Annotated in this window: 14 protein-coding genes and 2 tRNA genes; 6 read left to right on the top strand and 10 right to left on the bottom strand. The window is 66.8% G+C overall.

Going from position 1 to position 14,001, the window contains the following annotated elements; all coding sequences use genetic code 11:
• Positions 1 to 7: 7 nt before the first annotated feature.
• Positions 8 to 1,699, bottom strand: coding sequence for an ArnT family glycosyltransferase (locus tag AC2FAN_RS18460; RefSeq protein ID WP_485175842.1), 1,692 nt, complete (start codon positions 1,697 to 1,699; stop codon positions 8 to 10).
• 291 nt (positions 1,700 to 1,990) lie between these two features.
• Here AC2FAN_RS18460 and AC2FAN_RS18455 point away from each other — a divergent pair, with 291 nt between their 5' ends.
• From AC2FAN_RS18455 to AC2FAN_RS18440, 4 genes are all read left to right on the top strand, one after another.
• Complete coding sequence (locus AC2FAN_RS18455; RefSeq protein ID WP_476804795.1) at positions 1,991 to 3,511, top strand: sensor histidine kinase; 1,521 nt, start codon at positions 1,991 to 1,993, stop codon at positions 3,509 to 3,511.
• A complete protein-coding gene (locus tag AC2FAN_RS18450; protein WP_265053985.1) occupies positions 3,501 to 4,259 on the top strand; it encodes a response regulator in 759 nt (252 codons plus the stop codon). Before AC2FAN_RS18455 ends, AC2FAN_RS18450 begins: the two co-directional genes overlap by 11 nt.
• 121 nt (positions 4,260 to 4,380) lie before the next feature.
• Positions 4,381 to 4,953 (top strand): TRAP transporter small permease subunit, encoded by a 573-nt coding sequence (locus AC2FAN_RS18445; protein ID WP_265054853.1) that lies wholly within the window; start codon positions 4,381 to 4,383, stop codon positions 4,951 to 4,953.
• On the top strand, positions 4,950 to 6,380 hold the full coding sequence (locus tag AC2FAN_RS18440) for a TRAP transporter large permease (protein ID WP_485175841.1): 1,431 nt from the start codon (positions 4,950 to 4,952) through the stop codon (positions 6,378 to 6,380). The genes AC2FAN_RS18445 and AC2FAN_RS18440 overlap by 4 nt, the downstream gene beginning before the upstream one ends.
• Positions 6,381 to 6,579: 199 nt before the next feature.
• Here the strand turns inward: AC2FAN_RS18440 and AC2FAN_RS18435 are convergent, their stop codons facing one another.
• The 5 genes from AC2FAN_RS18435 to AC2FAN_RS18415 form a co-directional block, all read right to left on the bottom strand.
• The gene (locus AC2FAN_RS18435) at positions 6,580 to 6,702 is read right to left on the bottom strand and encodes a hypothetical protein (RefSeq protein ID WP_485175840.1); all 123 of its coding nucleotides are present in this window, start codon (positions 6,700 to 6,702) and stop codon (positions 6,580 to 6,582) included.
• A gap of 373 nt (positions 6,703 to 7,075) precedes the next feature.
• Positions 7,076 to 7,152: transfer RNA gene (locus AC2FAN_RS18430), tRNA-Arg, on the bottom strand.
• Between the two features lie 33 nt (positions 7,153 to 7,185).
• Positions 7,186 to 7,491, bottom strand: a complete 306-nt coding sequence (locus AC2FAN_RS18425) for an ETC complex I subunit (protein ID WP_485175839.1) — start codon at positions 7,489 to 7,491, stop codon at positions 7,186 to 7,188.
• Positions 7,492 to 7,559: 68 nt separating this feature from the next.
• Positions 7,560 to 7,636 (bottom strand) — tRNA-Pro (locus AC2FAN_RS18420).
• 79 nt (positions 7,637 to 7,715) lie between these two features.
• Positions 7,716 to 8,189, bottom strand: coding sequence for a DUF192 domain-containing protein (locus AC2FAN_RS18415; protein ID WP_265053988.1), 474 nt, complete (start codon positions 8,187 to 8,189; stop codon positions 7,716 to 7,718).
• A 206-nt stretch (positions 8,190 to 8,395) separates the two neighbouring features.
• Between AC2FAN_RS18415 and AC2FAN_RS18410 the strand changes: the two genes are divergently transcribed.
• Together AC2FAN_RS18410 and AC2FAN_RS18405 are read left to right on the top strand one after the other, a co-directional pair.
• Positions 8,396 to 10,243, top strand: coding sequence for a hypothetical protein (locus AC2FAN_RS18410; RefSeq protein ID WP_476804797.1), 1,848 nt, complete (start codon positions 8,396 to 8,398; stop codon positions 10,241 to 10,243).
• A 45-nt stretch (positions 10,244 to 10,288) separates the two neighbouring features.
• Complete coding sequence (locus AC2FAN_RS18405) at positions 10,289 to 10,999, top strand: CatB-related O-acetyltransferase (RefSeq protein ID WP_485175838.1); 711 nt, start codon at positions 10,289 to 10,291, stop codon at positions 10,997 to 10,999.
• On the opposite strand, the gene AC2FAN_RS18400 is transcribed toward AC2FAN_RS18405, so the two are convergent.
• The 4 genes from AC2FAN_RS18400 to AC2FAN_RS18385 all read right to left on the bottom strand — a co-directional run bounded on the left by AC2FAN_RS18400 (position 10,971) and on the right by AC2FAN_RS18385 (position 13,999).
• On the bottom strand, positions 10,971 to 12,023 hold the full coding sequence (locus AC2FAN_RS18400; RefSeq protein WP_265053990.1) for an acyltransferase family protein: 1,053 nt from the start codon (positions 12,021 to 12,023) through the stop codon (positions 10,971 to 10,973). The two genes, AC2FAN_RS18405 and AC2FAN_RS18400, sit on opposite strands and share 29 nt — an antisense overlap.
• The gene (locus tag AC2FAN_RS18395) at positions 12,020 to 12,901 is read right to left on the bottom strand and encodes a glycosyltransferase family 2 protein (protein WP_485175837.1); all 882 of its coding nucleotides are present in this window, start codon (positions 12,899 to 12,901) and stop codon (positions 12,020 to 12,022) included. Before AC2FAN_RS18395 ends, AC2FAN_RS18400 begins: the two co-directional genes overlap by 4 nt.
• A gap of 408 nt (positions 12,902 to 13,309) precedes the next feature.
• Entirely contained in the window at positions 13,310 to 13,618 is a 309-nt protein-coding gene (locus AC2FAN_RS18390; protein WP_485175836.1) for a hypothetical protein, read from the bottom strand.
• A gap of 9 nt (positions 13,619 to 13,627) precedes the next feature.
• Positions 13,628 to 13,999, bottom strand: coding sequence for a hypothetical protein (locus AC2FAN_RS18385; protein ID WP_485175835.1), 372 nt, complete (start codon positions 13,997 to 13,999; stop codon positions 13,628 to 13,630).
• Between the last annotated feature and the right edge of the window lie 2 nt (positions 14,000 to 14,001).

Genomic DNA, 14,001 nt, shown 5'->3' with positions numbered 1-14,001 from the left:
GGGTTTCTCAACCCGGCTCCCTGGCGAAGACGGCGATATCGAGCCTGCGGCCGCCATTGAGGTTGAAGCCGCGGATCGTCGTGAGCAGGCGCGGCTTGACCGGCTGCGACGCAATCGCGGCTTCGAACTCACCCGCGTAGCGCTTCTCGACCAAGGCGACGCGGCAGCCGGGCTGGTTCAGGAAGGCGGCGGCCTGCTCGCCGCTGGCCGCCATGGCGAGATTGGTGCCGGTCAGGAAGACGAGGCTCGGCTCGCGATAGCCCAGCGTCAGCACGGCCGGATCGGGACAGGCTGCCCGAGCCGCCTCGGCGAGCCGCGGCGAGAGCTTGAGCGAGCGCAGGCTTTCGATGGCGAAAGGATAGACCGAAGCCGTCAGCAACAGGCTCGCCAGCACGCAACGCCAGAGCGCGCCCTCGAGGTCGAGCCGCCCGAACGCAGCGATGATGCCGATGGCCACGGCCAGCACCAGCGCGAAGCCGGGCAGCGCCAGCCAGGGCAAGGTCTGGTCGAGCGTCCAGTTGCCGTAGAGAATGACGCCCATCAGCGCCAGCGGCACGATCAGGACGAGGCAGGCCGTCGCCACGGCACCGCGCCGGTAGCGGTCGATGCCGCCATTGATCACCGCCAGCAGCAGCAGGGCCGTGATCGCGGGATAGAGCGGCAGCACGTAATGCGGCAGCTTGGTCGGCACCGCCTCGAACACCAGCCAGGACGGCACGATCCAGGCGATCAGGAACAGGATTTGCGGCTCCCTGCGCCTGACCCAGGCGAAGGGCACCGCCATCGCGGCGAAGGCCGCAGCCGGCCAATAAGTCGCGAAGAAGACGAGGAGATAGAGCCCCGGCGGTCCCCAATGCTTCTCCTGCCCCTCGGAGACCTTCCCGAGCATGTCCTGCCCGACGCTCTCGGCAAAGAAACTGCCGCCGGTCTTGAGCATGATCGCGACGAACCAGGGCAGCGCGACGACGAGGCAGAGCAGCAGCCCCGGCCCGAAGCGCAGCGGCTTCAGCCAGCGGAAGGAGCGCTGGCTTGCGCTCAGCACGAGGATGGCGAGCCCCCAGACCATCGGCACGATCGGCCCCTTGATCAGAAGTCCCAGCGCCGTGGCGCCCCAGAACACCAGCCAGTTGCGCCGGTCCGGCACGAAGGCGAGCGAGCGCGTCCAGTCGAGCCAGGTCCGCGCCAGCGCGCCCATGCTGGCGACGGCGCAGGCGGCGAGCACGGCGTCGGTCTTGGCGATCCGGGCCTCGACGCCGAGCAGCACCGCCGCCGCCATCAATGACGCACCGAGCAGCGCGTAGCGCCGCGCCAGGAAGGCGAGCAGCGCCCAATAGCTCAGCAGCACCGTCGCGATCGCGCCGATGAGCGAGGGGATGCGATAGAGCCAGACCTGCGTGCGCGCCTGCGGCACGCCGAGCGCCTCGCCGGCCTTCACCGCGGCACTCTGCAGCCAGTAGATCCCGACCGGCTTCTTGTGGCGGGCTTCGTCCTGGAAGCGGATATCGACGAAATCGCCGGTCTCCAGCATCTGCTTGCTGGCCTGCGCGAAGCGCGGCTCGTCGCGGTCGAGCGGCTGCAACGTGCTGAAGCCCGGCAGGAAGGCGGCGAGCGAGAGCAGCAGCAGGAACGCGCAGACGCGCGCATGACTGGCCGTCAGGAACGTCGTCAGCCGGTCGATCGCTGGCGTGAGCGAAAACATCATCCATCCTCGCGGCCGTCGGGCCGCGCTCATGTCGAAACCGGCATGGCCGGGAACGCCGCGGGGATGCCGGGCCTTTCGGGCACGATCAAGGCGAACCGCGGCGGTTTACGCTGCGGGGCGCGAGCCGGCAAGCATAACGACCCATGCCGCACCATCCCGCTCGTGACACGACGGCGAGATCTAAGGCCAGGGGCGGCGGTTGCGGCTGCTGTTTCGACCGACCCGCCTCCCTCGTCGCCCTTCGACGATCGCGGTGGCGGGCGCCACTGCGGAGCGCTATCGAGAAACATGGCCGCTTCGCGTTCGCTCCTGCCGTATCTGAAGACCACCGCGCTCGTCGCCCTGGCCACGGCACTGGCTGGCATCGCCGTCTGGTTCGCCCCGCTCGACAGCGTCTCGGCGATCTACATGCTGCCTGTGCTCATTGCAGCGGTGCGCTACGGCACCGGCCCGGCAGTCATGGCCGCCTTGCTCGGCGCGTTGATGACGACGCTCTTCTATCCGCCGCTCTTCAGCGTCCTGGTGTTCGAGCCGCCGCAGATCATCGACCTGACCACTTCGCTGGTCGTCGCCCTCACCGTGGGGCAGCTCGCCGGCAAGCTGAGGCGGCAGATGCTGCAGGCGACGGAACGCGAGCAGACGATCAGGCGCATCTACGAACTCAGCAGCACGCTCGCAATCGCTGCCGATGTGGAAGCGGTTTATCGCATCGTTGCCGAGCAGGTGTCGCAGGCGCTCGGCAGGCCGGCGGCGCTGTTCGCCATGTCCGGGCCAAGCCGCCTCGCGACGGTTCATTCGCCGTTCGCTCCGGACAACACCGAAGCCCTGGCCGTGCGGGCCAGGGAACTTCTCCTGAAGGCGCCCGGCCCGTCGTCGACGCTGGCCGTCGAGCTGCCGGACGGCGGACACTGGCTGCTGTGCCGGCTGGCGGGCACGGACGAAGCCCGCGCGGTCGTCGCGGTCGAGGTCGGCACGTCTGGCGACACCCTGGAAGGCCTTCCGGAGCGCCTGCAGACTGTCCTCGCCGAAGGAAACCGTTCGCTCGAACGGCTCGGGCTCTCCCGGATCCTGGAGGAGCGGCGCCTGCGGCAACGCACGGACGCCTTACGGGACATCCTCGTCGAATCGGTCTCGCACGAGCTGCGCACGCCGCTGGCCGGCATCATGGGGTCGGCCAGCGTGCTAGCGACAGCTCCGGGGCTCGACGACCAGCCGGAGCTTCTGGCCTTGGCGGGCGGAATCGAGCAGGAGGCCGGCCGCCTCGACCGGCTGATCCAGAATGTTCTCGACCTCGGGCGCATCCGCGCAGGCGCGCTTCAGCCCCGGCTCGACACGGTCGATCCGCTGGACATCGTCAACAATGCGCTCGATCTTGCTGCGAGCCGCCTGCACGGTCATACCGTCCGGCGTGAATTTGACATGGAACTGCCCCTCGTCAGCGTCGATCCGGTGCTCGTCGCCCAGGCATTGGTGAATGTGCTGGAGAACGCCGCCAAATACACGCCTGCGGGCGGGACGGTCGCGGTTTCCGCGGCGAGGGAAGACGATGCGATCATCCTCGCCATCCGGGACGAGGGCGCGGGCCTCGCCTCGGGCGAGTCCGACATGATCTTCGAGCGCTTCCATCGGGGCGATCGCCATGCCGACATCGCCGGCGGCAGCGGTCTGGGCTTGACGATTGCGCGCGTTTTCGTCGAGGCCTGTGGCGGGCGCATTGCCGCCACGAGCCAGGGGCCAGGATTGGGCACGACCATACGGATGGTCCTGCCGGTTGCGGAAACGGGGCAACGTGACCTTGATGACGAGTGATACGGCCGCCACGACGAACCTCGCGACGGGGCCGCTCGTCCTCGTCGTCGATGACGAGGCGCCTATCCGCCGCTTCCTGCGCACCGGGCTGGAGATGCACGGCTTCCGCGTGGCCGAGGCCGAGACGGCCCGGCAGGCCCAGGAAGAGGCCGTGATGCGCCAGCCCGATCTCGTCGTCCTCGATCTCGGGCTCCCCGACGCCGATGGCGCAACCGTGGTCGATGCGCTGCGCGGCTGGTCGAAAGCCCCGATCATCGTCCTGTCGGTGCGCAAGTCGGAAGCGGAGAAGGTCAAGCTCCTGGAGAGCGGCGCCGATGACTACATCGTCAAGCCGTTCGGCATGGCGGAACTGCTGGCGCGGGCCCGCGTGGTGCTCCGGCGCGCCGTCCGCCAGGAAACGACGGAGCCCGTCGTCAAGGCGGGCGGGCTGTCGATCGACATCGCGCGCCGCCTCGTCAGCCGCGATGGGACGACGATCATACTTTCGCCCAAGCAGTTCGCGCTGCTGCGCATCCTCGCGGTCCATCACGGCAGCGTGCTGACCCACCGCCAGCTGATGCGGGAGCTTTGGCCACAGGAGCCGGACGAGGACGTCCAATACCTGCGTATCCTGATGAAAAAGCTGCGTAACCGCATCGAGCCCGATCCGGCCCGGCCAGCCTACATCGTCACGGAGCTTGCCGTCGGCTATCGCCTGCGCACGCAGGAACAGCTCATAGCCGCCGGCTATGTGGCGGCTATGGATTGAGCAACAACCCGTCATGGAACGGCTAAGCCCGTAACTGCTAGCAGCGGCGTTCGGGGAAGAAACGTCGTCGCCGTGGGGGCTCATGTTCAAGCTTTGGCTTGCGATTGCGACCATTGGCGCCATGGCCGGCGCCGTGGCGATCGCCTGGTATTTCTGCCGGCAGCTGATGCCGCTGGCGCGGCTGATCGACCGCCTCGGCGGCGGGCTCGGCGTCATCGCGAGCTGGCTCGTGCTGCTGGCCTGCCTGGTCAGCGCCGGCAACGCCACGATCCGCTACCTGCTCTCCTATAGCTCGAACGCCTGGCTCGAACTGCAGTGGTACATGTTCGCCGGCATGGTCCTGCTCGGCTCGGCCTATACGCTCAGGGTCAACGAGCATGTCCGCGTCGACCTGTTCTACGGCTCGGTCTCCGATCGGACGCGGCACTGGATCGACCTGCTCGGCGGCGCGGTCTTCCTGCTGCCGATGTGCATCGTGATGATCTGGTTCACCTGGCCGTGGTTCGTCCAGTCCTGGACGCTGAACGAAGCCTCCAACAATGCCGGCGGCCTGATCCGCTGGCCCGTCATCCTGCTCCTGCCCGTCGGCTTCGTGCTGATCCTGCTGCAGGGCATCTCCGAGATGATCAAGCGCGCCGCAGCGCTGCGCGGCTTCCATCAGCACGAATACGCTTACGAGAAGCCGCTGCAATGATCGACACGATCCGCGCCAATCTCGGCCCCATGATGTTCGGGGGGCTGATCGTCTTTCTGCTGATCGGCTATCCCGCCGCCTTCTCGCTCGCGGCCGTCGGCCTGTTCTTCGGCTTCATCGCCATCGAGATGGGGGTCATCACCCATAACTACATGGGCAACCTGACCTTCCAGCTGTTCTCGATCATCTCGAACGACCTGCTGCTCTCGATCCCGTTCTTCACCTTCATGGGCGCGGTGCTGGAGCGCTGCGGCCTGGCCGAGGATCTGCTCGACTCGATCGGCCAGCTCTTCGGCAGCATCCGGGGCGGCCTGTCCTATGCCGTCATCTTCGTCGGCGCGATCCTCGGCGCGATCACCGGCACGGTCGCCGCCTCGGTCATCGCCATGGGCGTGATCTCGCTGCCGGTCATGATGCGCTACGGCTACGACATGCGCCACGCCACCGGTGTCATCGCCGCATCGGGCACGATCACCCAGCTCATCCCGCCTTCGCTGGTGCTCGTGGTGCTGGCCGACGTGATGGGCAAGTCCGTCGGCGACATGTATGCCGGCGCCATCGGCCCCAGCATCGTGCAGGTCGCGCTGTTCTGCATCTGGGTGATGATCCTCTCAATCGTGAAGCCGGCCGCAATCCCGGCCTTGCCGCCGGAAGCCCGCACGCTCCGGGGCTGGGCGCTGGTCTGGAAGTGTATCCGCGGCATCGTCCCCTCCGCCGCCCTGATCTTCCTCGTGCTCGGCACCATCTTCATGGGCCTGGCGACGCCGACGGAAGCCGGCGCGATGGGCGCGGTCGGCGCGCTGGGGCTGGCGGCGCTGTATCGCACGCTGAGCTGGAAGCTGACCTACCAGGCGATGTCCTCGACCATGCGCATCACCGCCATGGTCACGATGATCCTGATCGGCGCGCGTGTCTTCAGCCTTGTCTTCCAGGGCGTGGGCGGCGGCAAGTGGATCGAGCACATGCTCACCGGGCTGCCGGGCGGTCAGGTCGGCTTCCTGTCCTTCACCATGGTGTTCGTCTTCTTCATCGCTTTCTTCCTCGACTTCTTCGAGATCGCCTTCATCATCATCCCGCTGCTGGCGCCGGCGGCGGAAAAGCTCGACATCAACCTGATCTGGTTCGCACTGCTGATCTGCGCCAACATCCAGACCTCGTTCATGCACCCGCCCTTCGGCTTCGCGCTGTTCTACCTGCGCGGCATCGCCCCGCCGACGGTGAAGAGCCGCGACATCTATCTGGGTTCGATTCCCTGGATCGTGCTGCAGCTCATCCTGGTCGCGCTGATGATCGCCTTCCCGCAGATGGTCACCTACTGGCTGGATAAACCGGTGACGCTCGATCCGGCAGCGCTCGAAAAACAGCTGAATTCGATGCCGTCCTTCGGCACGATCGAGCTGCAGGGGCTGACGCCGCCCAAACCGTGAGACGCCGCGCCGAATGGCGAGCGATCGGCGCGCTGCAAAGCAACCAATTCTGAAGAGGCGATCGAGCCCGGCCGCGCGCGGCGGCGGCACGGAGCGGCGTCCCTGCCAGCGATCAGCCGAAGCCGGCGCCCCCGCTCAGGACAAGCGTTGCGCCGCTAGGCGAGCCGCGAAGTTCCGGTCGAGCCGGAGGACTCCTCGTTCAGGCTTCTGCTCTCGGGCCTCGGACAGCCAGCAGCATCGCGTAACCGAGCATGCCGAAGGCGACGATGCCGAGGAGGTTGAGGGCAATGTCGATCTTCATGGCGTGGCCCGTACGGTACAAGGTAATCGTTCCTTAACCGCGCTCGATGGGCCGCGCCAGATCATATGATCTGATACTTACGTCACGCTCTCTGTGGCCAGTTTGAAGGCGTAGGCCAGCGCCGCGAAGCCGATCAGCCCCAGCATGCTAAAGATGTCCATGTCGTCTCCTCGGTGTTCAGCCGGGAGCATGGCCCGCAGGCCCTAAGATTGGCGGATCGATTTCATTCGAATTTTCTGTAATCGCGACGCCCGCCGGATGGGTGCGGACGTGGAATTCCACTGACAGGCGACGATGCTTCTTACCGTTGATAGCGGAGGCGCAAATCAGAATGACGCGCCGGCGCCTCGTCGGAATACCTCGTCGAACAACGAGAATTCCGGAATGAAATCAATGGCGAGCCCGGCTGGATTCGAACCAGCGACCAGCAGCTTAGAAGGCTGCTGCTCTATCCATCTGAGCTACGGGCCCGAGAGGCGAAGGGAAAGTCCCCGCCTGTCGTCTTCAATGCGTCCACTGACCGACGCGGCTATACTTGAAATTATCGGAGTAGGAGAGCGCGCGGCGTTTGGCCTCCTGAGGCTTCTCGACCCGGAAAGGGATGCCGTTGCGCGTGGCGTAGGCGACCGCGTCCTGCTCGTTGTCGAACCAGAGCTTGAGCTGGCTCTTCATGTCCGAGGATGAGGTCCAGCCCATCAGGGGCTCGATCTCGCGCGGCCGCTCCGGCTCGTATTCGAGCAGCCAGCGTTCGGTCTTGGCAGTGCCGGACTGCATGGCGGTGCGGGCCGGGCGATAGATGCGTGCGGTCATGAAAGCGCTCTGCCGTCACCAAATCTCGTGCAGCTCGCGACGCGAACCGCTTCGTAGATTTGGAACGATGGTCGGGGCACCAGGATTCGAACCTGGGACCCTCTGCTCCCAAAGCAGATGCGCTACCGGGCTGCGCTATACCCCGACGAACCATTCCAAACGTTGCGGTTCGCTATCATGCCACGGGCCAGACCCGCAAGCGAAAGCCGTTGACTGAGGATCGATCAACGCTTGAAAAGCGCGTGCTCGACCTTGTCGCCCGGCTTGAGCCCGAGCTGCTTGCTGACGCCACCGTTGATCTCGAGCACCGACAGCACCGGTTCCCCGGATGGAATCGTGCGGGTCGAGAGCGGTTCCGTCCGTTCGGCGATGCGCGCGATCGTGCCATCGGCCCGGATGAACAGCATGTCGAGCGAGATATAGGTGTTCTGCATCCACATCGCGACCGGCTCGCTCGCGCCGAAATCGAACAGCATGCCGCGATCCGCCGGCATGTAGTTGCGGTACATCAGCCCTTTCGCGCGCTGGTCCGGCGTGCGCATCACCTCGACCTGCAGAACGTGGCGCGTGCCGCCGCTGACGATGACGAGCGATTCGAGCCCCGAGCCGGCCGCGGCGGGCTGGCTTTGCGCCGCCGCCGGCACGAGCGCGATCAAGGCAAAAAGAACAGCGGCGAAAGCGGTCTTGACGGTATACATCGCGTCCAACTCCATGGCGGCCATCGCCGCGTGTCAGCTCTAGGTGCGGCCGATGGCGAATCTTCGGCAGATGGCCGCGCCGTCTGTCTTCCGGTCAAGTCTTTCGTCATCATATGAATGCGGGATGCCGCTTCCCGTCGCATGACGGCTTTCTTTCGCCATCGGCTTGCGGCAGTTTCGCCCGGCCAAAGAAGCAGGAGATCTGAATGACCGTTGCGCGCCTTCGTCGGCCGATGCACCTCACTGGAACGGCCCTGACCGCCGTCCTCATCGCCTTCGCATCGCCAGTGTGGGCCGCCGATTTCCAGCTCGACAATGTCCGGATCGATCTCGGCAAGCTGGTGATCAATGCGCCGAAGATCGCAATCAAGGGCTCGACGCTGGAAAAGGACGCCTTCCTCGCGCTGTTCAGCGGCAACGCAGGCGATTCGGCAGCGACGCGTGCGGGCCGGTTGACCGCCAGCGAGATCAGCGCGCCGGAGTTGACGCTGGTGCAGACGGTCGGCGACCAGAAGCAGACCACGACCTATCGCGACATCCGCTTCACCGACATCCGCGAGGGCAAGATCGGCCACGGCGAATCGGCGAGCGGCTCGATCGCCGCCGACGGCGCCGCTACCGGCCCGATGAAGGGCGAGCTGAAGCGCACCGCCTTCGACGCGTTCGATCTGCGCCAGAGCGCGCGCGTGCTGACGGAGAAGGCCGCGCCGGGCACCCAGGAGCCGATGCTGCCGCTGATCGGTAATTTCGAGCAGGACGGCTACAGCCTCGACATGGGCAAGGCCGGCAAGATGTCGCTCGGCAGGACCACCGGGCGCGGCTTCGCCGCCAAGGTCGGGCCGGAGCCGCTGCTCGAGGTCATCAGCCAGCTTGCCGCCGCCTCCGAGGAGCTTGAGAAGAAGGATGGCGACAAGGCTGGCGGAAGCGATGCCAAGCCGGCTGGGAAGAGCGACGCCGAGAAGCGCCTCGGCCTGTCCATGCTGTCGCTGTTCGACATGTTCGAATACGGCAGCGGCGAGGCGCGCGACTTCGTCATGACCGTCTCGGCCCCGCCAAAATCCGATGCCAAGCCCGGCGCCAAGCCCGACACGGTCGACATGAAGATCGCCCGCATGGCCTTCGGCGAGAGCACGCCGGCCAAATCCGGCTTCGCCCTCGAAGGTTTCCAGTTCAGCTCGGGCCCGGCCAAGGGCGGCGTCGATTCGATCAGCTATTCCGGCTTCTCCTTCGCACCGGTCATCCGCGAGCTGCGGGCAGCGCTGACCGAGCCTGACAAGCCGCTCGACGAGGTCGATTTCCGCCGCTTCATCCCGACGATCGGCACGGTCCGCCTCGCCGGCATCTCGATCGATGCCCCCCCGGTCATCACCGGCAAGGACCCGATCAAGATGTCGCTCGGCACCTTCGAATTGAAGGCCGGCGAGCAGCTCAACGGCATCCCGACCAGCATCGCACTGACCATCGACAAGCTGGTGACCCCGATCGTCGACACCAGCGGCAATCCCGCCGCGAAGGACATGATCGCGATGGGCATCCGCTCGCTCGATCTTTCGGCGAAGCTCGACCTCGCCTGGGAGGCAGCGAAGAACGAGATCGCGATCCGCACGCTGTCGCTCGGCAGCGCCGGGCTCGTGCAGCTCGATGCGTCCGGCACCCTCGGCAACGTCACCAAGGACCTGTTCTCCAGCGATCTCGCCCTCGCCCAGGTCGCCATGCTCGGCGCGACGGCGCGCAACCTGCAGGTCAAGCTGCAGAATTTCGGCCTTGCCGAGAAGCTGATCGAGAACGAGGCGCGCAAGTCGAAGCGCAAGGTCGAGGACGTCCGCCAGCAGTTCACGATGGTCGCCAGCCTCGGGCTTGCCGCGATCCTCGGCCCGTCCGACGCGGCCAAGACGTTGACTGCCGCCGTCGCGCGCTTCGTCGCCAAGCCCGGCACGCTCAATGTCTCCGCGAGCGCCAAGTCGCAGACCGGCCTCGGCCTCGCCGACGTCATCACCATGACCGAGCCGACAGAGATCTTCGACAAGATCGACCTCAAGGCCGATGCTCAGTGAGCTAAGCATTTTCAAGCGAAGTGGATGCCGGTTCGCGTGAAGAAAATGCGACCAACTGATGACCGCGTCGCGCCCGAAGATCGCGACTGGCGCCCGTCCGCCCTGCAAGCCTGGTGGGCGGGGCTGTCATCCGTCCCGCGCGGCTGGCTGCGCAAGCGGCTGAACCCCGACAATCAGACCCGGCTGCATCTGGCGCATCTCATCGCCCGGCGGCCGGGCCAGTTCGTCGCCGGCGCCTATACCTATGGCCGGCCGAAGGTGCGCTTTCCGGAAAGCGGCGCCAGGCTCGCCATCGGCCGCTACGGCTCGATCGCGGACGGCGTCGAAATCCTGCTCGGCGGCAACCACCGGCTCGACTGGGCGACGACCTATCCCTTTCCGGCCCTGCCGGGCCTCTGGCCTGAAGCCGCGAGCACGACCGGCCACGACACGACGCGCGGCGACGTCCTGATCGGCCATGACGTCTGGCTGGGATCACAGAGCATGATCCTGTCCGGCGTCCGCATCAGCCATGGTGCCGTGGTCGCGGCGCGAGCGGTGGTGACGCGCGATGTGCCGCCCTACGCGATCGTCGCCGGCAACCCGGCGCGCCTCGTCAGGCTGCGCTTCGACGAGGCGACGGTCGCAGCACTCCTCGAAACCCGCTGGTGGGCGTTGCCACGCGAGGAGCTCGTTCCGCTCCTGCCGTTGCTGATGAGCGAGCGGACCGAGGCGTTCGTCGCCGCGCTCAGGAGCCGCGCAGCAGCCGGCGCTTGACGCCGAGCGCGGGTTTCTCGACCAGGAACCACGACAAGGCGGCGATGACGACGGTCGCGGCGAGCGACGGCCAGAGCAGCGCGACAGCGCCAAGGCTCGGGAACAGCGCGTGCAGGGTCTGCTGCACTGGCCAGCCGTAGAGATAGACACCGTAGGACAGGTCCGCCGGCGGCTCGAGCGAGCGGCGCGTCAGCGCCGGTGCGAGCGCGAGCACCAGGGAGCCCCAGGCCGTGACTAGGTAGAGCGCAGCCTTGTAGAGCGGGGTGAAGCCTAGCGGCAAGAGCGCGAGCACGGCGAGCACCAGCAGTGGCAGCGAGAGCGTCACCCGCTCGCGATAGAGATAGATCACGCCGCCTGCGAGAAAGATCAGCGGCAGGCGAAGCGCGGTCTCCAAGCCCTTAGATCCATGGGGCGCCAGCACTTCGCGCAGGACCACCGCCAGCGAGAGCACCACGAGGGCCGCCAATGCGATCCGCGGCTTTGCCAGCAGCCCGGCGATGCCCGCGACGAGCACGCCCAGATAGCACAGCGTCTCGTATTTCAGCGTCCACACCGTTCCCATCGGGAACTGCAGCGGGTTGCCCTCGAATACGCCTGGCAAAGCGGCGGCGCTCTTGAAGGTGGTCAGCGTCGCGCTGATGAAGCGCCAGAGTCGTGGGTCGCTCAAATAGGCGGCCTTGTCGAGCGTCGTCATCAGCCCGCCGATCAACAGCGCCACGACCAGCGTCGCCGCGATCAGGCCGGGCGCGATCCGCAACAGGCGCGCCAGCACGTAGTCGCGCCAGCCGCGGCGCAGGAAGCTCATCGTGACCAGAAAACCCGAGATCGCGAAGAAGCCGTTGACCGCATGCTCGCCCAGCGTGAAGCCGGTGGTCTGGAACCAGGGCTCCTGCTCGACCCGTCCATCGGTGACGCTGAAGGCATGCGAGATCACCACGGCCACCGCCATCACCAGCCGCAACAGCCCGAAATTGTTGTGCGGATGAGCGAGCGCCTCGGCGACGCGCGGGGCACGCCCGATCATGGCAACATCTCCAGCCCCTCATGCGCCAGCGCGGTCTCGCCCCGCCGCCAGGCCCGCGCGCCCGCGACCGAGCCGGCATGTGCGTAAAGCTTCTCGCGGTTGAGAAGGAGGCCGTAGCCCACCGCCTTGCCGAGATTCTCCAGCATCCGGATCGGGCTGGGCTCCGTCAGGCCGTATTTGCGGGCGATGTAGCGCTCCGACCAGGCGAGATGCCAGCGCGCCTTGAAGCGGCGTTGCGGCGACGGCGTGCTTGAGCGGCCACGACCATGCCGCGCCTCCGCCTCGTGGACATGGATCAGCGAATGGCCGGCATCGCGCATGCGCCGGCACAGATCGTCATCCTCGTAGAACAGGAAGATCGCCGGATCGAAACCGCCAAGCGCCATGAACAGCTCGCGCCGGATCAAGAGGCAGGCGCCCGAAAGGAAAGGCAGGCAGGCATCGCCCTCCGGCACGGCCATGGCCCCGCTGCGGTTGAGATGATCAGGCGAGAGCAGCGAGCGCGGCTGCAGGAAGATCCGCCCCGACGGCTCGACGATGCGCGGCGCCAGCATGCCGGCATCGGGATAGCGCTCTGCGGCGGTAAGCAGGGCCGCAGCGGCACCGGTCCCCAGCTCCAGATCCGGATTGACGATCAGCACAAAGGGAGTTTCGGCTGCCGCGATACCGATGTTGTTGCCGCGCCCATAGCCTTCGTTCCGGGCATTGGCGATGACGCGCTCGCCGCGTTGTCCGGCGATAGTCCGGCTCTCGTCGCCGCTCGCATTGTCGACGACGATCGCCGGCACGCCCTCCCCCGCCAGCGCATCGAGGCAGGCGGGAAGGACCTCGGCGCTGTCATAGCTGACGACGATGGCGGTGATGGCGGCGGCGGGCATCGCGGCCTTGTGGCCTCGTCATGTCGCCGGACGCAAGCGAATTTCAGAGCACGCCACGTTTCCAAGGCAACGCGCCGTCATTCCGGAGCGGCCTGAAAGGCCGAGCCCGGAACCCAGAATCGATGCCGCCCGTCATGAAGCAGTCTCTTCCCCGCGCCTTGCATGGCCGAAGACATCGGTTCTGGGTTCGGGGCTCAGGCCTGCGGCCTGCCCCGGAATGACGGCGCGGGTCCGTCGATAAACAGCAGGCTCTAGAGCGTGCTGCTTTTGCACGGAATCACGCCGTCATCCCGGGCTTGACCCGGGATCCATGCCGGAGCGTTGCCAATCAAGCTTCAGGCATGGATCCCGGCTCTTCTCTTCGCTCCGGCCGGGATGACCAGCCTTTCCACCAAAACGCAGCAGGCTCTAGCGGCGGGCGAGCGTGCCGATCTCGCCCTGCACGCGCTCGCGCTCGCTCGCGTCGCAGCGATGCGGCGCCTTGTAGGATTTTACCGCGTAGCCGGCATTGGCATCGACGAAGCGCTGGCGATCCTGCCGGTCGAGCCGGGCGATGATCCGGCTGCGGTCGACACGCAGGCCGCAATCATAGGCGCGCGAAACCGTCGCGGCGGCATATTCGACAGTGCCGGGCAGCGGCCCAGCCGCGGTCGTGCAACCAGCAAGGCCTATGAGCAGAAGCCCGGTGGCGAATGGCTTGAAGGTCGTCATGGGCATGGCAGCGGCTCAGGAGGCGTCGAAATTTCCGGCGCGGATGCGGCCCATACGCTCCTTCAGTTCGGCCCGTTCCTCGGCCGTGCAGGGCTGCGGGCGGACACCCTGATTGATCGTCTCGGCTTCGGAGACGCTGATATAGGCCGAGCGCGCCGCGGCCAGCTGCTCGTCGCTCGCCCCGCGCGCCTTCTCGGCCGAGAGGAAGCGATCGAGCGTCGCACGCTGCGGTGTTCCGGCCCGGCAGGCGCTCGCCCGCGACACCGTCGTCGCCAGCGCCGAGGCGCGTCCGGCGCTGGTGTCGGCATGGCCGGCGACGCAGGCGCCGAGCGACAGCGCAAGGAGGCAGGCGAGCGGAAGCGCCCGCCCGGTAGGCAGAGAGGCCATCG

It is taken from the genome of Allobosea sp. RIT-PG3_2 (genome assembly GCF_057321085.1).
Note: the sequence above shows the minus strand (reverse complement) of the source record. Positions and strands in the feature narration are given on the sequence as shown.